At 51.1% G+C, this 20,448-nt stretch carries 17 protein-coding genes; 11 read left to right on the forward strand and 6 right to left on the reverse strand.

The genetic code is table 11. The features are described 5' to 3' along the window. Positions 1 to 135 precede the first annotated feature (135 nt). Positions 136 to 651: a hypothetical protein gene (locus ACFR81_RS03225; protein WP_151145551.1), complete on the forward strand. Its 516-nt coding sequence runs from the start codon at positions 136 to 138 to the stop codon at positions 649 to 651. 72 nt (positions 652 to 723) lie between these two features. Here ACFR81_RS03225 and ACFR81_RS03230 read toward each other — a convergent pair whose 3' ends face one another. Genes ACFR81_RS03230 through ACFR81_RS03240 form a run of 3 tightly spaced genes read right to left on the reverse strand, consistent with a single transcriptional unit; the run spans position 724 to position 5,083 of the window. Further along, on the reverse strand, positions 724 to 2,463 hold the full coding sequence (locus tag ACFR81_RS03230; protein WP_343876212.1) for a glycoside hydrolase family 13 protein: 1,740 nt from the start codon (positions 2,461 to 2,463) through the stop codon (positions 724 to 726). Positions 2,464 to 2,473: 10 nt separating this feature from the next. Beyond that, complete coding sequence (locus tag ACFR81_RS03235; protein WP_068168203.1) at positions 2,474 to 4,192, reverse strand: glycoside hydrolase family 13 protein; 1,719 nt, start codon at positions 4,190 to 4,192, stop codon at positions 2,474 to 2,476. 12 nt (positions 4,193 to 4,204) lie between these two features. Further along, a complete protein-coding gene (locus tag ACFR81_RS03240; protein WP_068168206.1) occupies positions 4,205 to 5,083 on the reverse strand; it encodes an endonuclease/exonuclease/phosphatase family protein in 879 nt (292 codons plus the stop codon). 249 nt (positions 5,084 to 5,332) lie between these two features. On the opposite strand from ACFR81_RS03240, the gene ACFR81_RS03245 reads away from it, so the two are divergent. The 5 genes from ACFR81_RS03245 (at position 5,333) to ACFR81_RS03265 (ending at position 12,712) form a co-directional block, all read left to right on the forward strand. Next, the gene (locus ACFR81_RS03245; RefSeq protein WP_343876211.1) at positions 5,333 to 6,997 is read left to right on the forward strand and encodes an alpha-glucoside-specific PTS transporter subunit IIBC; all 1,665 of its coding nucleotides are present in this window, start codon (positions 5,333 to 5,335) and stop codon (positions 6,995 to 6,997) included. 80 nt (positions 6,998 to 7,077) lie between these two features. Continuing rightward, positions 7,078 to 7,866 carry a MurR/RpiR family transcriptional regulator gene (locus ACFR81_RS03250; RefSeq protein ID WP_343876210.1) on the forward strand — a complete coding sequence of 263 codons (789 nt, stop codon included), beginning with the start codon at positions 7,078 to 7,080 and terminating at the stop codon, positions 7,864 to 7,866. Further along, a complete protein-coding gene (locus ACFR81_RS03255; RefSeq protein WP_068168212.1) occupies positions 7,863 to 8,321 on the forward strand; it encodes a hypothetical protein in 459 nt (152 codons plus the stop codon). Before ACFR81_RS03250 ends, ACFR81_RS03255 begins: the two co-directional genes overlap by 4 nt. Before the next feature lie 271 nt (positions 8,322 to 8,592). Then, positions 8,593 to 12,507, forward strand: a complete 3,915-nt coding sequence (locus ACFR81_RS03260; protein WP_343876209.1) for a DEAD/DEAH box helicase — start codon at positions 8,593 to 8,595, stop codon at positions 12,505 to 12,507. Continuing rightward, the gene (locus ACFR81_RS03265; RefSeq protein ID WP_141669322.1) at positions 12,491 to 12,712 is read left to right on the forward strand and encodes a hypothetical protein; all 222 of its coding nucleotides are present in this window, start codon (positions 12,491 to 12,493) and stop codon (positions 12,710 to 12,712) included. The genes ACFR81_RS03260 and ACFR81_RS03265 overlap by 17 nt, the downstream gene beginning before the upstream one ends. 96 nt (positions 12,713 to 12,808) lie before the next feature. On the opposite strand, the gene ACFR81_RS03270 is transcribed toward ACFR81_RS03265, so the two are convergent. Together ACFR81_RS03270 and ACFR81_RS03275 are read right to left on the reverse strand one after the other, a co-directional pair. Further along, positions 12,809 to 13,006, reverse strand: coding sequence for an FmdB family zinc ribbon protein (locus tag ACFR81_RS03270; RefSeq protein WP_068168218.1), 198 nt, complete (start codon positions 13,004 to 13,006; stop codon positions 12,809 to 12,811). A 46-nt stretch (positions 13,007 to 13,052) separates the two neighbouring features. Next, on the reverse strand, positions 13,053 to 13,682 hold the full coding sequence (locus tag ACFR81_RS03275; RefSeq protein ID WP_068168221.1) for a 5-formyltetrahydrofolate cyclo-ligase: 630 nt from the start codon (positions 13,680 to 13,682) through the stop codon (positions 13,053 to 13,055). Positions 13,683 to 13,851: 169 nt separating this feature from the next. Between ACFR81_RS03275 and galU the strand changes: the two genes are divergently transcribed. The 5 genes from galU to ACFR81_RS03300 all read left to right on the forward strand — a co-directional run bounded on the left by galU (position 13,852) and on the right by ACFR81_RS03300 (position 19,254). Beyond that, positions 13,852 to 14,754 carry a UTP--glucose-1-phosphate uridylyltransferase GalU gene (galU, locus tag ACFR81_RS03280; RefSeq protein ID WP_068168224.1) on the forward strand — a complete coding sequence of 301 codons (903 nt, stop codon included), beginning with the start codon at positions 13,852 to 13,854 and terminating at the stop codon, positions 14,752 to 14,754. Between the two features lie 132 nt (positions 14,755 to 14,886). Then, entirely contained in the window at positions 14,887 to 15,801 is a 915-nt protein-coding gene (locus ACFR81_RS03285; protein WP_343876208.1) for a hypothetical protein, read from the forward strand. Positions 15,802 to 15,896: 95 nt separating this feature from the next. Then, entirely contained in the window at positions 15,897 to 17,549 is a 1,653-nt protein-coding gene (locus tag ACFR81_RS03290; RefSeq protein WP_343876207.1) for a CYTH and CHAD domain-containing protein, read from the forward strand. Positions 17,550 to 17,840: 291 nt separating this feature from the next. Further along, entirely contained in the window at positions 17,841 to 18,287 is a 447-nt protein-coding gene (locus ACFR81_RS03295; RefSeq protein WP_343876206.1) for a hypothetical protein, read from the forward strand. 28 nt (positions 18,288 to 18,315) lie between these two features. Continuing rightward, positions 18,316 to 19,254, forward strand: coding sequence for a LysR substrate-binding domain-containing protein (locus ACFR81_RS03300; RefSeq protein ID WP_145175046.1), 939 nt, complete (start codon positions 18,316 to 18,318; stop codon positions 19,252 to 19,254). Positions 19,255 to 19,300: 46 nt separating this feature from the next. On the opposite strand, the gene ACFR81_RS03305 is transcribed toward ACFR81_RS03300, so the two are convergent. Further along, positions 19,301 to 20,437, reverse strand: a complete 1,137-nt coding sequence (locus ACFR81_RS03305) for a mechanosensitive ion channel family protein (RefSeq protein ID WP_233125928.1) — start codon at positions 20,435 to 20,437, stop codon at positions 19,301 to 19,303. Positions 20,438 to 20,448 lie beyond the last annotated feature (11 nt).

Genomic DNA, 20,448 nt, shown 5'->3' on the forward strand with positions numbered 1-20,448 from the left:
AATCTATCCGCCGAAATTAGTTTACTCAGCAAAGAAAAAATAGGGGTAAACGCCTCGGAAGGAAACTTTAACTTTCTTCTAGGAGTTCCCTGAGCGATTTGTAACATATACTGACTAAAACGATAAGGGGAACCCATGTCACGTATCTCTACATCTCTTTCAAAACTTGCCATCGTTTCCGGTCTACTCCTAACAACATCTGGATGCACAACTCACGAGGTAGAACCGAATGCGACGGCATCATCTGAGATAGCTACGACAACGGATGCTGGTAGCCCGTCTGAAACAGCTCCGGGATATTCTGCTGAAACACCCCTGCACAGTGACGAAGAAATTGCGGTATTTCAGGAGCAAAAACGACAAAACCTTATTGCCCAAGGGCTAGACCCTGAGAGTATTTATGCGAAGTACCCGGATATTATGTGCCACGGTGCTTCATTCGGTAGCGAAGAGGATATTAGGTCTTCTCTCGGGGTAGTGTCCGCGGAAGAAGTTGACCGACAGCTTGAATTTATGCGCAATGCTCCTGCAGAAGTTAAACAAATGAGTGAGCGGAATTCACATGCGCTGGTGGGTACTTTAACTGTGATGACCTGGGCAGATAAAGAGCAGTGTGACCTCTATGGAAAGGGTATTCAGCTTGCCGGTTAAACCCGCAATGGTGAGGATAACTCATAAGATGCCTGCACCTGATGAATCAACCTCACCATCCTTGAGGGAAAATTATCCTTCAGCGGCGATGCGATAGACCTTCGACTCGTAAGGGCGTAGCGTTTCGCCCAAGTCATCCTCATAATTAGAAATGACTAGGGTGCGCTGCGCTTCGAATTCTTCAGCGAGCAACTCGAAATCGCGGATAATCTCTCGATCGGTGAAGTTATTAATCACCAGGAGCTTCTCGCCGTTGTTTGCATGACGTTCATAGGCGTAGACGGCGGCGTCCTCTGGATCGATCGGGACAAAACGTGCGTAGACCATCAACTCTTTGAGTTCGCCTCGGCGAAGTTCAATGAGCCGCTGGTAGTGATAGAACAGCGAATCTGGATTGGCTAGTGCGGCGTCTGCATTGATGCTCTGATAATTTGCATTCAACCCTATCCAGGGGGTGCCGGTGGTGAACCCCGCATTAGCTTCGGCGGACCACTGCACAGGGGTGCGCGCATTATCGCGGCCCTTGGCATAAATCATCTGTAGTACGTCGTCGGCTGAATATGTACCGTGGCGCTCCACCAGATTTTCATAGAGGTTAGTGGAATCAAGATCCCGGTAATCAGAGATAGAGGGGAATTGCACGTTAGTCATGCCGAATTCTTCACCCTGATAGATGTAGGGAGTACCCTGCATGAAATGCAAGGTAGTTGCTAGCATTTTGCCCGACAGCTCGCGGTATTCGGCAGAGTCATTGCCAAAGCGGGAGATAACGCGGGGCTGGTCATGGTTATTCCAGTAGAGCGAACCCCATGCTTTACCGTCCAGCTTGACCTGCCATTCGTTGAGCACTGCCTTCAAATCGCGCAGGTCGTATTCTTTGACACCCCATTTGCCAAGCCCCAGCGACTCGTCGCTATCGACACCCATATGTTCAAAGTGGAAGAGCATATTGAGTTCTTCTGCTTCGAAACCTGCAAAAAGGAGAGCTTCGTCGGCGGGAGTTGCCGACATTTCGCCGACAGTCATGGCATCGCGGTTTGCGACAGTAGCTAGGTTGAGCTCGTGCATCCACTCGTGAACCCGGGTGCCGTTGTGGATGATGAAAGCGGTGGAGGGGGAGTGCTTTTCGGGGTTGACGTTGGGGTCATCGGGCAAGCCCTGAGGTTTTGAAATGATGTTGATGGCGTCCAAGCGGAACCCATCAATTCCCTTATCGAGCCACCAGTTAATCATCGAATAGAGCTCGTTGCGGACGACGGCATTTTCCCAGTTGAGATCGGGTTGCTTGGTGGAGAAAACGTGCAGGTACCATTGATCGGTTACAGCGTCGTATTTCCAGGCTGGTCCGCCGAATTCCGAGATCCAGTTGTTGGGTGGGAGAGGATTTCCTTCCTTATCGGTGCCTGAAGAGTCCCGCCAAATGTAGTAGTCCCGGTAGGGGTTCTCGCGCGAAGCACGGGATTTTTGGAACCATTCGTGCTCATCAGAGGTGTGGTTGACGACGATGTCGAGCAGAATCTTGATGCCGTGCGCATGCGCGGTAGTCAGTAGCGTGTCGAAATCTGCCATCGTGCCGAATTCGCTCATGATGTCTTGGTAGTTACTGATGTCGTAACCCATGTCGTCATTCGGGGATGCGAACATGGGGCTCAACCAGATTACATTGATTCCCAACTTCGCAAGGTAGGGGATGCGCGCGGTGACACCGGGAAGATCCCCGATGCCGTCGCCATCAGAGTCTTGGAATGAGCGGGGCCATACCTGGTAAACCACTGCTTCTTTCCACCATTGTTGTCCGGCATATGAAGTCATGTTTTTCTCCTTAGCGGTTCGAAATTCGGTAGACCTTGCCCTCATAGGGGCGCAGGGTTTCTACGGCGTCGTCTGGATAGTTTGAGATGAGGAGCTCTGCTGAATCGTCGAGTTGCTCGAAAGTTCGGGTGAGCTGGCGGTCTGTAAAGTTACAGATCACCAGAAGTGATTCGTCGTCCCCGGTGCGCAGGTAGGCATAGACTTCCTCATCGAGGGGATTTTCTGCATTGTCGAGTAGTTCATACGTGCCGGTGATCATCAGGGGAGTGCTGTGGCGCAGCTCGATGAGACGGCGATAGAAATGGAATATTGAGTCTTCATCAGCTACAGCCTGCTCTGCATTGATTTCCTTATACCGGGGATTCAACCCCAGCCAAGGTTTTCCGGTGGTGAATCCAGCGTTTTCCTCTGCTGACCACTGCATGGGAGTGCGCGCGTTGTCTCGCCCGGATGCCGAGATGAAACTGAGCATTTTTTCAGGTGGAATGAGCTTCGATTCTTCGACGTATTCCCGCCAAGCATTATGGATTTCGAGATCGTCGTAGTCTTCTACCTGCTCGAAGAAGACGTTGGTCATGCCCAGCTCTTCACCCTGGTAGATATAGGGTGTGCCCTGCATAAAATGCAGGTTAATCGCTAGCATTTTGGCGGAGAGCACCCGCCAGGCGGGGGAGTCGTTACCAAAACGGGAGACGGCGCGAGGCTGGTCGTGGTTATTCCAATAGAGGGAATTCCAACCCTTACCTGCCAGGTCGTTTTGCCATTTGCTGAGTACCCGTTTGAGATCAACGAGCTTGAACTTTTCATCGTTCCATTTGCCAAAGCCCTCCGGGTTAGAATCAACGTCCATGTGCTCAAATTGGAAGACCATCTGTAGCTCATCGCGGTCAAAACCGGTGTACTTGAGCGCGTCTTCTGTGCTGACATCGGGGGTTTCACCCACCGTTACCACATCGTACTTTGAGAGCACTTCACGGTTCATTTCCTGCAGGTACTCATGGACGCGCGGACCGTTGGCCGCCATCCAGAGCGCTGACTCATGTCCGCCGGCTTCTACCTCAGGATCGTTGGGGTAGGCAGGATCTTTAGAAATCAGGTTAATGACATCCATTCGGAAACCCGCGACACCCTTATCCAACCAGAAACGCATGATGTCATAGACTTCCTGGCGCACGGTGGGATTATCCCAATTCAAATCTGGCTGCTTCTTAGAGAACAAGTGCAGGTAGAACTGTTCGGTTCCCTCGTCCCATTCCCACGCCGACGGCGCAAAGGCAGAAATCCAGTTGTTAGGAGGCAGGGGAGTGCCGTCGTCGTCATAACCTGCGGCGTCCTTCCAGATGTAATAATCGCGGAATTTATTGTCACGAGAAGACCGTGCCTGCTGGAACCATTCGTGCTCGTCAGAGGTGTGGTTGACCACCAAATCCATCATGATTTTGATGTCGTTCTCTTGTGCGACCGCCATCAGCTCATCAAAATCTGCCAGAGTACCAAACTCATCCATAATCTGACGGTAGTCGCTAATGTCATAGCCATTATCATCATTGGGCGATTTATAGACTGGGGACAGCCATACCATGTCCACACCGAGCTGTGCCAAGTAGGGTATACGCGAGGTAATACCGGGCAGGTCCCCGATACCGTCGCCGTTAGAGTCCTGGAAACTACGAGGATAAATCTGGTAGATGACCGGCTCTTGAAACTTCATGATGTCTGAGTTGCTCATGGGAGTTAACCTTTACTGTTGCTTCGGGGAAGTCAGATCGGCAGTCTGCATTAATGTAGCGGCATCGATCTCAACCACAATTCCTGAATGATCCGAAATAGCATCCTCGCTATTATCGGGAAAAACTACGGTGTACTTCTCGAAGGGAACTTTCTCAGAGGAGAACACAAAATCAATGCGCATTTCGCGAGTTGCACTTTCCCATCCTGAAATTTTTTTGTGCACGGTGAACTCACCTTCTTTGAGCTGCGCTAACTCAAAAGCGTCATGCCAGCCCGCTTGGAGAATCTGCCGGTAACCTTCATCCTCAATAGCGGCATCGTTATTGAAATCTCCCAGCAAAACAATGGGGGAATCACCGGCGAGATCGCGCATCTGCTGATCGAGAACCGCAAAATCATGTTCAAAGAGGTGAATATCGTGCATCAGCCACCAGTTCATGTGCACACTGGCAATCCACAAACTCTTTCCCTGCACCTCTACCTCTGCGGCAAGAGCGCACCGGCGAAATACATCGGTGTAGGTAAAACGAGCCTCGCTCAATTCAAGTAGCTGAACTCTGCGAACCGGAATACGAGAGAGAATAGACAACCCCTCGTCATAACGATTCCACCCTTCATGTGAATCTCCCCAGCTCCATCGGTATTCGCCGGTTCGTTCCTGAATAAATTTCATGAGAATGAACGCGAAGTTACTCTCTTTCAGAGGCACATCAGTGGCAGGTAGAAACGCTTCGCCACCGTCTACCGGAGCACTCACCAAGTTTTGATTAATCTCCTGAAGCGCGACGACGTCGATCTGCTCATCCACAATAAAATCAGCAAGGATTTTGATTTTGTGAATCTGGTGGATTTCCAGCCAACTGTGCGTATTCAGGGTTAAAAATTTCACGGTGTGGTCTCTATCGTCGTGCCTGCAGTGTTGTCTTCTATTCTAGGAATCCGCCACGAGTCGAATCCTGCGAGCGTCCTCGATTTCCTGCCATCTTTTGACACCTTTGTGCCGGATTCTGAAATTCTTGCCAGAATGTGACAACTTATGGTGAACACGAAGTTAAATCATCCATACTCACCTATAGTTCACAGTGAGAAAACACTCATAATTCATTTTTCATTCTTCTTGGTGAAAGGGGTCTCTCCAATGATGGAAAAGATCCAGAGGTTCGGTTCGGCGATGCTCGCGCCCGTCCTCATCTTTGCTTTCGCTGGTCTCGCAGTTGGTATCGCAATTATTTGCAAGAACGAGCAGTTGCTCGGTTCTATTGCCGCTGAGGGAACCGGTTGGTATAACTTCTGGTCTGTTTGGGAGTCCGGCGCTTGGACCGTATTCAACCAGATGGAACTCCTCTTCGTTCTTGGCTTGCCTATTGCGCTCGCTAACAAAGCGCAGGCTCGCGCAGTTCTTGAAGCAGGTATGGTTTACCTGACCTTCAACTACTTTGTGAGCTCTATCCTCAGCATCTGGGGCCCTAACTTCAACATCGATTTCAACCAGGACATCTCTGAGTCCGCCGCTGGAACCGGTTTGAAGATGATTGCTGGTATCAAAACCCTCGATACCGGTATCTTTGGCGCGATTATTATTTCTGCAATTGTCGTGTGGTTGCACAACCGCTACTTCGAAAAGAAACTTCCTGACTTCCTCGGTATCTTCCAGGGAACCCAGTATGTATATGGGCTAGGGTTCTTCATTATGATGCCCATGGCTCTACTCTTCTGCTGGCTCTGGCCTTTCGCTCAGCAGGGTATCGCTTCCATGCAGGGTCTGTTCATGTCCTCGGGCGCCTTCGGCGTGTTCTTGTATACGTTCTTAGAACGAATTCTCATTCCTACCGGTCTACACCACTTCATCTACACCCCCTTCGTGTTCGGCCCTGCTGTTACTCCTAACGGCATCGTAAAAGACTGGGTTGCAGAACTCCCTGAGATGTCTAAGAGTACTGCTCCCCTCTCCGAACTCTTCCCTGGCGGCGGTTTTGCGCTTCATGGAAACTCAAAGATTTTTGCACCTCTCGGTATTGCGGCAGCTTTCTACACGACCGCTCGCCCTGAGAAGAAAAAAGAAACTCTTGCTTTGCTGATCCCCGTTTGCTTGACCGCAATCTTGATTGGTATTACCGAGCCTTTGGAATTCACCTTCCTCTTCCTGGCTCCTCCATTGTTCGCAGTTCATGCGGTTTTGGCTGGCTTGATGGCGTCTACTATGTACGCTTTCGGTCTGCGCGGCAACATGGGTGGCGGATTGTTGGATTCCCTCTTTATGAACTGGATTCCGCTGTGGGGCAACCACCACAGCACCTACATCATGCAAATCATTGTTGGTCTAATCTTCACCGTCATCTACTTTGTAGTATTCCGCTTCCTGATTCTTAAGTTTGACTTCAAGACTCCAGGTCGTGAAGAAGTCGCCGAATCACCCAAGCTGTACTCCAAGGCAGAATACAAGCAGGCGAAGAAGGACGGCACTCTCAAGGCTGGCTCCAGCGTTGCTGCTGGTTCTACCGCAGCTACAGGTACTGCCACCGCTGAGGCGCCAACCGATGTAGCCAGTGACCCCTACTCCCAGCGTGCGAATGACTTCCTCGCATTGCTAGGCGGAGCTGAGAACATTACCTCGGTCAACAACTGTGCAACCCGTTTGCGCGTTTCGGTGGATAACCCCGAGCTTGTAGCAACTGAGGGCGACTTCAAATCTGCAGGTGCTCTTGGCTTGGTCAATAAGGGCAAAGCTCTTCAGGTGATTGTTGGAATGGACGTACCTCAGGTGCGCGACCGCTTTGAAAGTATGGTCAATTCCGGCAAGTAACCTTCCCTGGGTAAACGCCTGCAAGAAATAAATAAAAGGCTCTTGGGTTATCGGGCATGTAGTATCTAAGAAGATACTTGTTGCCTGATACTCAGGAGCCTTTTGTGGATTTGCAAACTTTAGTGAACAAGCATCAGTCTCACTTTTCTGAGACTGAACGAGAAATTCTTTCTTTTATGCTTCAGCACGAAGAGTTTGTGGCTAAGGCAACTATTTCTTCGCTGTCCAATCGCACTTTTACGTCGACGTCGAGCATTATTCGTCTCACCAAAAAGCTGGGGTTTTCTGGTTTTGCAGAACTTAAATATTTTGTGAAAACATCCCTTTCCCAGCTGGTGCCGCAAAATTCGGACTTTGTGCAAAGCGGTCGCGACGATGTTTTTAACACTTTGGAGACCTTAGAAAACACCGACGTTGAACGTATCCTGAAGGTCATCCATGACGCCCGAACCGTCTACTGTTTTGGTACAGGGTATGCCCAGCGCAATGCCATTCAGGAGTTTGCCAAAGCAATGCTGGTATGCGGAAAATTCATGCATGTTATTCCCGCACGGAACGAATTTGCCGGATCCCTATCGGTCATGAGCCCCCAGGACGTGGTGATTGTGGTATCGCTATCGGGTAATACTGCATCGGTTTTGGATACCATCAAGCTGCTGTCCGTACGTAAGATACCCATGATTGCCATTACTGCCGAAGGCGTGAACGTCATTGCTAGCCACGCCACATACAACCTTCACTACCATTCCACACCTACGCGCTTGAAGCAAAATAGTAAGCCCTACCACTCTTTCATAGGGCTCAACATCCTCTTGGATTATCTAGTGCGTAAGTACATTGAATTTATAGATCAAGAAGAAATCTCATGAGAACTATCCTGGCTGTCTTAAACAACCCTCATAAGCTGTACACATATTTGCTGGCTTACTGGTTGATTAGCCCTCTGTTGTACCTGATTTATGTCTATATAATTTCGCAAAATGCGGGCACACCGTTTCGGGAGCTTCTCAACACGCCCACCGTCGCTCTGGCATTTTTGATCGCGTGCATGACTTTGGTTCTAGCGGGAATGCTGAAACTAGCACACGATGAAAACGAGAATACGGTAAGAGTGTTCGCACTCTACTCGGCAGTTCAACAGCTCTTAGTAGGAAACCTCATCGGCGTATTACTGTCCGTTTTTCTTACCCGTTCACTCTGGTGGGAACAGCGTGAGCAGTTCGGTCCCCGCTTCAAGTGGGTGTTGGTAGCCGGGATGGTTCTCATTGCTTTTCTTACTTTCCTGGTACTTTTAGCCGGAATGAACTTCTTCCACGTCGTCTAATAAAACAGCCCCAGCGCCAACGAATGTTGACGGTGGGGCAGCAGTTACTTAATCCGTATGATGTTATAGAGAGATTAATTTATAAGGTATTCCTGCAGCCAGGTACAGCGTGAGGCAAGCTGGCTGGGTCTGGCGTGAATCGCCTCTGTGAGCGCTAGCGAACCAGGCGAGAGGGATTGCTTGCCGACGCTGTGCCGGGCAGAAGACGGCCATAACTTTTGAATAAATCTCAAAACCGTGAACACCAGACCGTATGAAAGAGCAATTCTTCGTGAACGAACAGTCAAACGCCGCATCAACCTCTTCGAATCCGCAGGGTTCGCAAGGGGGCAATTCTGCTCCTGCGCCGGTGTCGTTCCCCGAACCTCCCACGGAAGATATCCGGAACCACTCTATTGAAGAAGGTTTGGACGCCTGGGGTAAGCAAATGGATCTTTACACAGGTCCCGATGCTCTCTTGGATTTTAATCAGGTCGATTACGTCCACATCGACATCACCGATGCCAACCCTTCCGGTCTTGCCCAGCTGATGATGGGACGTAAAACCAGGCTTTCCACGATTATCCGTGATAAATCTAAATTGCAGTCGGCTATGGACGCCGCGCAGACCTTGCGGAGCAAAATCTTTGAGTTAGAAACCCATCACGGTCTCTCTGCGGGCTATTTTGCTGCAGGTACGGCGTCGTGGCTTTCTCGGTCTGTGCAGAAAAACGGCATGATGACCGAAAAGCGATTTATTGCGCCCATTCTTCTGGCACCGGTTTCGATTTCAGTGCACCCTACCAGTAACGATTTTGAAATTAAGCTCACTGGCGCAGCTCAGCTTAATCCCGCGATGGTGCGGCAAATCAATAAAGAGTACGGAATCAACCTGGAGAACATGGATATTGCAGAACTTGCAAACTCCATGAGCAAGCTAGATCCCGAGCCCGTGATTGATCGTATGCGAACCTCGGTGAACCATATTCCCGGGATGATGATTGAGTCTAAGTATCTGATTTCTACTTTTGCTGACGTCAAAGAAAGCACCTCGGAGCTCCCCGACAAAGCACTCACACCGCTCGTCCAAAACCTTGCGCAGCTTGCCCTCGAACCAGAAGACACCATGCGTCCGGAAGTTTTCGTCAATAACAGTGCGCTTGATGTGGACCACCGCGATCCTGAAAACGAGATGTTGGTCTTTGACGCCGACGCCGCATCGCAGGACGTCATTGATTTAGCGACTGCCGGGCATTCGTTGGTGGTTACCTCTGCCTCCGGTACAGAACCTCTAGAAACTGCTGCGAATATCGCAGCTTCTCTGATGAGCCGCGGCAAATCTGTGCTGGTAGTGGGGGAGAAGAGCTCCACCGTGGAGGAATTCTCCGGTCTCATCAAATCTGCTGGGATGCAGGAGCTTACCCTTGATTTGCTCAGCGAAAGCACACCGGAAAACCTGCGGGATCTTATGGTGCGCGCTATCGTTCGCAACGAACAAGTTGCCGAGCCTAACATGCGCGAAACGTTTGAGACACTTAAAGAAACGAGAGAGCGGTTAGCTAACCACACTGCTGCACTAAAATTCACCGAATCCCGCTGGGGCTGCTCGGTCTATGATGCGCTACAGACCTTGGCTGCCCTCACCGCCCAAGAAGAGGCACCTGCAACTTCTATTCGTTTTAGTCGCGAGGTTTTGGACAACCTTACTGACCGCGCTGACGTTACGGAGAAACTGCAGAAACTCGCTGATTTAGCTGCTTTCAAGCCTTCCACTCATCTTTCTGCATGGAAAAACGCTAAGCTCATTACAACCGATGAGTGCAAGGCAGCCCACGAATTAGTCATTTCACTGCGGGATTCGATGGAGAGCCTACACCGGAAAATGAGCGCACTTTGCGCCGAAACCGGAATGCGTTTGGGGCGCACCCTGGAAGAATGGACCGAGCAGCTCTATCTTTTGGAGCGAATCGGCGATACGCTGACTCGATTCCGCGTCGATGTCTATGACCGACCCGTCACGGATCTTATGGCAGCGACGGCCTCTGGCTCATGGCGTCGCGAACACGGCGTGGAAATGAGTAGCATTCAGCGCTCCCGCCTACGCAAAGCGGCAAAAGAATACATTCTTCCGGGCATCCATATCGGAGATCTTCACGAAACTCTTCAAATTATTCAGAGCCAGCGCGAAGAATGGATTAGTTGGGCAGAGGACCCGCGCGAACCATCAGTTCCTGCAGAAACGATGGAAATCAAGTCTGCCCTTCGGTTGCTCAAACTTGAATTTTCCGGGCTGGAAATTGTTTTAGAAGACAGCCCTGAAGGTAACGAATTTGAATCGATTGATGTTTCTATCGTTCTTCAGCGCCTTATGAATCTTGAGGCTGACTACCGTAACCTGATGACCCTGCCCGAACGCGACCAGCTTACCGCTGAACTCAAGACGCAGGGACTTGAGGCCTTGATGTCTGATTTGCTAGAACGCCAGGTTCCCCGCGACCTGGTAGGTGCAGAACTTGAGCTGGCATGGTGGCAGAGCGCCCTGGAAATGATGATGTCTTCGCAGGAACTTGAAATCCTCGATGGCGCAACCCTGAGAGAGCTTGAAGGCAAGTTCCGCATGGCAGATTCTGCCCATATCGCTGCCGGCGCTGCCCGTTTGAGTGCTGCAATCGCTCGCAACTGGAACCATAAAATTGCTCAAGATACCGAAGGCTCTGCCTACCTCAAGAGCCAACTCACCGGCCACGAATTCCGGTTTGATCAATTGCTAGAAAACGCTCCTGGCATGGCAACAGCGCTGTACCCGCTGTGGATTACAAGCCCCTTTGCCTTGAGCCGACGTATTTCCCCGCAGATGCGTTTCGACTGCGCCATCTTGCTCGACGCCGAATCGTCGCCCATGGCGGCAAACCTTCCCGCAATCACCAGAGCTGATCAGGTCATTGCCCTGGGTGACCCTCACTCGGGTTTCCCCGCACCGTTCATGGTCTCCGCTGTCGCCAAATCGGCACCGGTGGATACTGACCATAACATAGTGAGCACCTACTCGGCACTCTCCAAAATCCTGCCCAAGCGCACGCTCTCACTGCTCAAAGATCGCGCGGTGGACCCCGCCGTCTTTGCCTACCTGAACGAGCATTTCTACGATGGCAAACTACGGGCATACCCCTGGGGCGAAGAAATCTCCCAGACCACCCCGGCATTCATCGCAGAATACCTCGACTCCACAGGCAAGATTAGCGATAACTCCAACCTCGATTCCCCTGAATTCGAAGTACAACGAGTTGCCCAGCGCGTCCTCGAACACGCCTATAAAAACCCCAACCAATCGTTGGCTGTGGTGACGGCATCTCCCCGCCACGCCCGGCGCATTGCCGAATCGGTGCGCTCCATGCTTGCCCAGTATCCGCAGATGGCGCCGTTCTTCAGCGGCGGTCGCGAACCTTTCCGCGTGGTCGATTTAGCGCGAGCGGGCGGAATGGTACGAGACGTTATCATTTTCTCCCTGGGTACAGGAATTGGGCGTCAAGGTGCTGTCAACCACCAGCTGGGTCAGCTCTCTGAAGAACACGGTCGCGAGCTTCTAGTTTTAGGCCTATCCCGCGCTCGCCATCTGACACGTTTCATGGCTTGCGTTCAGCCCAAAGATTTGGATCCCGAGCGTCTGGAATACGGTGCGCGCGATTTGTACAATATTTTGCGTGACCATGAGGCTTACCTCGAACGCCAGGGCCTAGAGCAGACGGCAACTATTACCGATAAAATTCCTGCCAACGAATTCCTGAAGAATACCGATATCGAAGCAATCGATATGGGGGATTGGCTGCTGAACGATATGGTTCGCCGTCTGCATGATCGCGGGGTAAAACTGCGAGAGAGCGAATACGACAATATCTCTTTGGTGGCATTGAGCTCCGAGGAATCGTTGATGGCTGGTTCAACGTTGAGCCCCCGCCAGCGCAAAATGGGAACTGAAACCCCTCCATTGAAAGTAAATCTGCCGTTGGCAGCGATTTCAGACGGGTCTGAGGAGTTTGCGCGAATGAGTGTTCGCGAGCGTTCTCGCCTGGTTCCTGACCTTCTATCGAAGACTGGCTGGAACTATCTAACGCTATGGACCATTGAGGTCTTTTCAGACCCTGAGTCCGTGGTCGATCGGATGTGCCTTTACCTGGGAATTGAGGGGTCAGATGATGACGCCGAATGAGGGGAGCGCCTACTCACCAATTCCCCGCAGACGTCGAGGCAACCGTCGGGCAACTTCAGGTGAGTCTGAGTTCAAGCAGGAACCACGTCTTGCCGGTCTGGAAAACTCTGCGCATCCAATTCAGCGCGACCCTGCGGAGCTGAGCGAGCAAACTGAGCGCGACCGCTGGCTGAAGGAGCAGAAGCCTCCGCACCACTCGCTCTAAGTTGCACCATTCCCTCTCAACCGAGCGGTAAGAGCATGTAAAAGATTCGGCGGTACAGAATACACATTCTGTACCGCCGATTTTTTATGTTAAGTGCTAGGAATCTGAAGAGCCTGAAGATTTATCGGTGCTGTAGAAACCCGATCCTTTAAAGACCACTCCAACATTCCCATATTTTTTGCGGAGCTGATCTTCGCCGCAACTGGGGCATGTTTTGAGTGGGGCGTCTGAGAAGGACTGATGTTCCTCAAAAACAAAGCCACAGTTTTTGCACTGGTATTGGTAGACAGGCATTTTTCTCCCTTGAACAACTTTTCGAAGATAATCTTACTCTGCCGCGTTAGCTTTTGAGTTTCGTGATTCCTTCTTCGGTGAGGACCTGCTCCAGGTGAGAGTCCCATGTGTCGGTGGGGAGAGCGTCGAGTATCTCTCGGGCAAAGACAACACCGAAGGTAAAGGGGCTTTTCGCTGTTTCTTCGGTCAGGAACCTGTCGTAGTATCCGCCGCCTTGGCCTAATCGTGCCCCGTTGACGTCGTAGGCTAGAGCGGGAACGAAGTGGACGTGGGCGTCGAGAAATGCCTGGGTATCTAATTTTTCTCCCAGCGGCTCTTCAATGCCCATGGAGTTTTTGGCGAATTCAGTCTCAGGCGTCCACTGTACCCAGCTCAGTTGGCGTTGGGGCTCTACTCGCGGAACCAAAATAGTGTGGCCGGCTTCGGAGAGAGCGGTGAGACCGGGGATGAGCGGTGGCTCGACGTCTACGGGCAGGTAGGCGGCGATGGTGAGGTGGGTTTGTCCCAATTGTTGACAAGCCTCGTGCACAATATCTTTCATGTTCTGCTCAAAGTTCTTAGACCACTGTGGAGGGTGGGGAAGTGCTGCAGCGCGACGGGCTCGAATAGACGCACGGAGAAGTTTTTTATCTGCGGCGATTTCTTCTGCTGAGCTGGGAGAAAATGGGCTCATCATTATTTAGCCTCTCGAAAAGTGTGTTGTTTACCTTCCAATGTATGCAAGGTAACTAGTCAATCAAAGAGCTTTCGACACAAGGCAAAAACTTTGTCCCCAAAACTGTCTATTTTTGTTGCTGTCCCCAGATGAGCGTTGATTTTTGGTCAACTCAGGTATCGTAATTCTTATGACTGACAAGAATAAGAAGCCTGTAACTAAGGCTGTGATCCCTGCAGCTGGTCTCGGAACTCGCTTCCTCCCAGCCACCAAAGCAACTCCTAAAGAGATGCTTCCGGTAGTGGACCGCCCTGCTATTCAATATGTAGTGGAAGAAGCTATCCGTGCAGGTTTGAATGATGTTCTGATGATTACCGGCCGCAACAAGCGTGCCCTGGAGGATCACTTTGACCGCGTTCCTACGCTGGAAGACCAGCTAGAAGAGCAGGGTAAAGACTCCTTGTTGCAGAAGGTACAAGATACGAACGATATGGGTGAAATCCATTATGTTCGCCAGGGTGACCCCAAAGGTTTGGGCCACGCTGTGTTGCGCGGAAAGATTCACGTGGGCGACGAGCCTTTCGCTGTACTTTTGGGCGATGACCTCATTGATGAGAAGGAAGACCTTCTCTCTGAAATGGTTGCTGTACAGGAGAAAACCGGCGGCTCTGTTATTGCTTTGATGGAAGTTCCCGAAGATCAGATTTCAGCCTATGGTTGCGCTGCTATTGAAACCGTTGAAGGCGAAGATTTCTTCAAAGTGACCGAACTGGTTGAGAAGCCTGCTAAAGAAGAAGCTCCTTCTAACTATGCAGTAATTGGTCGCTACGTTCTTTCTTCGAAGGTATTTGAGGTACTGGAGAACACCGCACCTGGTCGCGGTAACGAAATTCAGCTTACCGATGCTCTTCAGACTCTAGCTAAGGGCACCGGTCAAGGCGACGGCGTCTACGGCGTTGTTTTCAAGGGTCGCCGTTTTGATACAGGCGATAAGCTGAGCTACCTGAAGGCAAACGTCATTCTAGCTGCAGAACGTTCCGACCTCGGACCGGAACTCAATAAGTGGCTCAAAGAATTCGTCAATAACCAGTAATTGATTATTCTTCAAAGCGAGATTACTTATTATGAGTAATCTCGCTTTGGTGTACCCATATTTGGGAGTACCTTATGTAAGATTGAAAGTCCTAGAGATATCGTGAACTTTTGATGAAAAGTGGTTTTGGCTATGGCTTCCTCTTGGCTTGGGGCAACGAGCGTTCTGCTCGTTCTCGCTGTCATTATCTTTTTGGCACTACCCAAGTTATTGCAGCGCTCACAAGACACCACTATCGCTGCAGAACGGTTTGCTGAGGATATTTATCTCGATGCGCAGACTGGCCTAGCGGGGGAACCGCTCGCTCATACGGCAGTACCTCACTCACGCTTAGCAGCTCCATCCGAGGAACCCACTCAACTACGGGATGCCGAACAACCAGCTTTCACTATCTATTGGGGCCGCGTTCTCATCTTTGGGGTGGGCGTCTTTGCATTGCTGACCGCTTTCTTCACCTCACTTATCGCCCTATTTACTGCTCTTTCATGGGCTATGCCCGCTACTAGCTTGTTGGTTGCCGGTGCCTGCGTGGCAACTCTGCGTGCCTTTGCTTTGCACGATGCTAAGAAGCGTGGTCACCATGCGGTAGCCACCCGTCCAACCATAGAACACGAAGAAATTGTGTTGCGCCCGCGGGAAAAATCCCAGGAGAAATCCCCGCTTACCCTGGAGAATCTGCCTGAAAACGCGAACGTCCGTATCAAGCCTTCAAAAACGGATGATCAAGTACCCGTGGCTTTTGCCGCCAAATCTTTGCGCTATGCCCGCACCCACCATCAGTCCGAGCGCCCGGTACTTGAAGGCACCGCCACTTCTACTCCTTTAGAAGAACGCCGTTTGCCGGAAGAACCCTTTGAATCTGCCGTAGCTGAATGGCAGCCCACACCGCTTCCCGAACCTATTTACACAGATTTCGAACTGGTTCGGCCCGAAGGTCAGAGCTCGATCCCTGCAGAGTTCACGTTGCCGGTGCCGCCGTCGTCGTCACCGACCATCGTTTCGGGATCATCGCTCGATGATATTCTGAATCGCCGACGCCGCCCCTAAAATTCCAAGCGCCTGTTTTCCTTCAGAGAAAGCAGGCGCTTGTACTATTTTGAGTAGAGAATCCTCTGCACAGCTCACGAAGGAGAAGACCGCCCATGGTCGAGCATCATCTTGAAGTGGAACGTAAGTACGAGTTTGTCGGTGGAGACGGGGAACCGACTCATGTTGACTGGTCAGCTCTGGATGGATATTCGGTGCAAAAGCCGGTTGAGGAGCATCTAGAAGCGTCCTATTTTGATACCGCCGATAACGATTTGAGCCGTAATCTCGTAGCACTGCGCCGTCGGCTGGGCGGGTATGACCAAGGATGGCACATCAAATTTGATGATCGCGCTGGCGCTCGCCATGAGATGCACTTTGACTTGCTTGCAGATGAAATGAAAATGCCCGCGCGGGTTTCTAAATTTGTACGTTCGGTAACACTGGGGGATGAGCTGCATGAGATAGTTTCGCTCATTACTGATCGAATCCGCACGGTTCTCAAAGATTCTAACGGCGTGAGTGTAGCTGAAATCTGCCAGGACGCCGTTCACGCTCACGACTTTTCAACGGGTATTGAACGTCAATGGAATGAATGGGAAATTGAACTTTTGGAAAGCGGCGAGAAAAGCCCCGCTGAAATCTTTGCTGATTGTGAAAAGATTTTATTTGAAGCAGGTGCGAAGCCCTCAAAGTCTCCGGCAAAAATTGCCCGCGCGCTGGGGCAAGACGGCGAGTTTGAGGCTAGACGACAGGGGAAAAATCTTTCTGGTGAGCAACTTGCCAAGAAGACAAAGAAGAACGAGAAGAAGAACAAACGCCGCGTTCAAGACACCGCGCCCCAAGACTCTTCAGAGCTGCTTCAGCACGTTCTGCACATGCTCACCAGTAACCTCATGCTGTGGGAGCTTAAATTCCGTGCGGGCACACCTGAAACTGTGCACGGGATGCGCATTGGAACGCGACAGGTTCAATCAGTCTTGCGCTATGCGGTGCGCCCGTATGTGAAGAATGAGGTCGAAGCCGAAGCGGTAGAGCAGCTGATTAGTTCTTTGAAGAAGCTGATGAAGGGTCTCTCTTCTGCGCGAGATATTGATATTCTGACTGACTTTCTAGGATCAGTTGAGGTAAGACCGGGTTTGGTGAGCGAAAAATCCCGTGAGGAACTCGAAGAATATCTGGCGTTAGATGACGAAGACGCCTCAAAGAGCGTCCTGCGGCTCTTGGATTCTGAGGAGTATTTGAAGCTTCGTGTGGCGTTGATTGAGCTAACACAGAATTTGGATATGGCTGTCACGCTACCTCTCAATGCAGAGAACTTTGTAAATAAGGTAGCTAAGCGCATTCGCAAACACTTGAGCAGCTTTCTCAAAGCCGACTATAAGGATTTATGGGAGCTGAATCCTTCTGCCTTCGCCTACGACGAGGTACATAACGATGTTCTGTTTGAAATACGCCGTGATGCGCAAGCCGCACGCTACTGTCTCGAAGCTTTTGAAATTGCGGGAATTAAGCTTTCTAAAGATCACAAGAAACTGCGTAACTACGCCGGTGAGCTCCATCGAGAGATTTCAATATTATCTGATGAAAACGTAGTGGTACGCTGGCTGGAAAGAAGTAGCCGACGCGCAATGAACCACCAAAGTGACCGGCTGGGCATTGGATATCTGCTCGGGCGCTCCAGCTATTATGCGGTGGGCTTGCGTATGACTCAGCATTCTTTTGTGCCGGCTGAGCTCAAACGCATCAAGAAGCTTGATTTGAAATAAGAAGCAGGGACATACAACCCAACTTAAAGTGCGGGGGTGGTCAACCAGCGGTTGACCACCCCCGCTTCACACACAGGAAGAAAAGTCTTCTGAAAAAGCCGCCGATTTTCGTCTTCCCACAAGGCGTAAATCATTAGCTAATAAAAATATAACCTAATTACTTTGTGTTGACCAGATATTTCTTTTAAAGAAATGAAGAAACTCTGGAATCACCTCACCCTATGCTGTTCTTCACGCCGAGCAAAGAAGCAGATAGCTCCGAGGGAAGACCACACAGGTAGTATTGAATGCGTGTTCGAATGGATCGACAGCTTGCACTGGTCCTTAGCAATCGTTTTCTTTTGGATCATAGGAATCCTTCGCACCAGCATCGTATTCGCTCTAGGGTGGAGCGCCTCTGCCGGTACCGAACGATTTAAACGACTTCAACGAGCTATGGATAGCCCCATCTACCGGCGCGCGCACGCATTTATCAACCAATGGGGCGCCCTTGCTGTGCCCCTGTGCTTTATCACGGTCGGATTTCAGACCGCCGTCATCCTAACTACCGGGTTCACCCGTATGCCCTTAATTCGCTGGATTCCCGCCATGCTTTTGGGAACTCTGCTCTGGGGAATCATCTATGGCACTATAGGCATGGCAGTCTTCTGGGCATGGCTCGAAAGACCCTTTATGGCCCTGGCGCTCATTGCAGTGGTGGTACTGGTGATTATCGTCGTGCGGCGTCGTCAAAAATAAGACCTGCAGACCGTGCTACCTTTGCGGTATGACTCTTGTGCACCTGGAAGATTTTCATCCGCTGCTACTTCAGCCGGAGAAAGCAGAATATATTGGCTGGGCGCCGGACGCCGAACAACTGCGCGTGGGATATGTACCGGGTGTTATGCCTGGAAAATGGTTCAACCGCTGGCATCAGCGCTATGACATTCACCGCGCCCTTATAGAAATTCCCCTGGCGGAAAAGCGCGGAGTTGATGCGCTGAACCAAACCCATGAAGGAAATCCGTTAGCGCACATGGTGTTGTTGCGTCCAGAAGAAGAACCCGACTGCTTAGATAAGAAACGCTTTCACGCTATTAATCTCTACCGGGAAAAGCAAGTAGTAGTGCTTCCTACCGATCATGTGCTTACTGTATATGAAGATTCTGTTCCGCTGGCAGAACTTGCGGAAGAATTCATGCTTCAAGACCCTCAAACGGTACCGCAGTGGGCAGAAATTTCTGCTGCTTATCGGCAGGCGAATCCGCAGAAGGTACCGGCGACGCGCCATATTCACGATGCGGTTGAGCTGGTGGCAGCGGGACTGGGGCTACTTATCGTTCCGCTATCGGTCGCTCGTTATCACCACCGTAAAGATTTGACCTACCGGTATGTTGAAGAGCTGGATGAATCGGCCGTCAGCCTGGTGTGGGAGCGAAAATTCCGCTCGAATGAGGACGAACAGATCATCCAAGATTTTGTGGGTATTTGCCGCGGACGCACGGCGGGATCAGACCGAGGATCTGAAAGCCTGCAAACCCTCAAAGAAAAAGCCGCGAGGGAAAAAGAAGAAGCCAAGCAAAAACGACGTGCGGCGAATGCGCGCCGGGAAACCCGGGACCGCAAGGCGCGTAACGCCAAAAACAATGGAAATGTCCGCCAACATCAAGCTCAAAAGGGCAAGAGTGCTCCACCGCGCGGTTCAGGCGGCCGCAAGAAGCGCTAGAGAAAACCCACCTCAGCCTTGTGGCTGAGGTGGGTAGAAAACTCTCTTAGGAAGAAGCTTCGCCGGGTTCAGGATGTATTCGAGCAACCACGGGCATTTCCTGGGTCTTAGGATTGAATGTTCGAACCAGCGACTGGTTAGCTAGCGGAATACGAGCCCCGTTTTCATCGAGAGCCCGCTTCAGCGCCACTCGTAACACCCGCGCTACAGCCCACTGTTCACTGGGCGCGGTCTTAACAGAGATACGCAGGGTAAGAGATTCACCGGTCACAGATTCCACCCCGAGAACCTCTGGCTCGCCCATAATCGAGCGTTTAATATCCGGGTTGCTCAGTGCGCGGTGCGCAGCTTGGAGTAGGATTTCACTAATTTCTTCGATGTCCGAATCGTAAGGGACAGGCAAATCGATATTGGTACGCGCCCAGCCCTGAGAAGAGTTACCCACCCTCAAAATTTCGCCATTGCGCACATGCCAGAGCGTACCGTTGACGTCGCGTACCTGAGTGGTTCTCAACCCGACTGCTTCAACTGTGCCGGAGGCTTCGCCCAAATCGACGACGTCCCCAATTCCTAGCTGGTCTTCTGCCACAATAAAAATACCCGAGAGAAAATCTTTCACCAGTGATTGCGCACCGAAAGAGAGCGCCACGCCGGCGATACCCGCCGAAGCAATAACTGGGGCTATATTGAATCCCAGTTCAGAAATAATCATGACGATAGCAACGGTCCAAATCACGATGGCCGAAACCGAGCGAAGAACGGAACCCACCGTTTTGGCGCGTTGGGACTGACGCGAATTGCTCTGCAGATTATCGGGCACATACTGAGTTGCCTGCGTGTGCGGGTCTTTAGCAGGAACAATTCGGTATCTTGTTCCCTTGGCCACTTGGTCGGTGATATGCCGAACGGCAACCCCCAGCGCAAGTCGCAGAATCATAGCCCCCACGATGATAAGCACGATACGCAACGGCTTATCCAACCAAAAGTCAGTACTCAGCACTCGCTGAAACAGATGAGTCGTTTCATCCGCAGTGTTTTCTAGCGTATAAATATCACCGGTGAGGGCTGCGCCCAATGGAAAAAGAAGCATATTTTTAAGAGTACTCACCGCGAGCGCAAACCCCACAATTTCTGGGGAGTTTTCAGAGAACATTGACTGTACTGTGAGGAGTAGCTGAGACATTCGTTAAGATA

Source organism: Rothia amarae (genome assembly GCF_042677725.1).
In the GTDB taxonomy this organism is placed as follows: domain Bacteria; phylum Actinomycetota; class Actinomycetes; order Actinomycetales; family Micrococcaceae; genus Rothia; species Rothia amarae.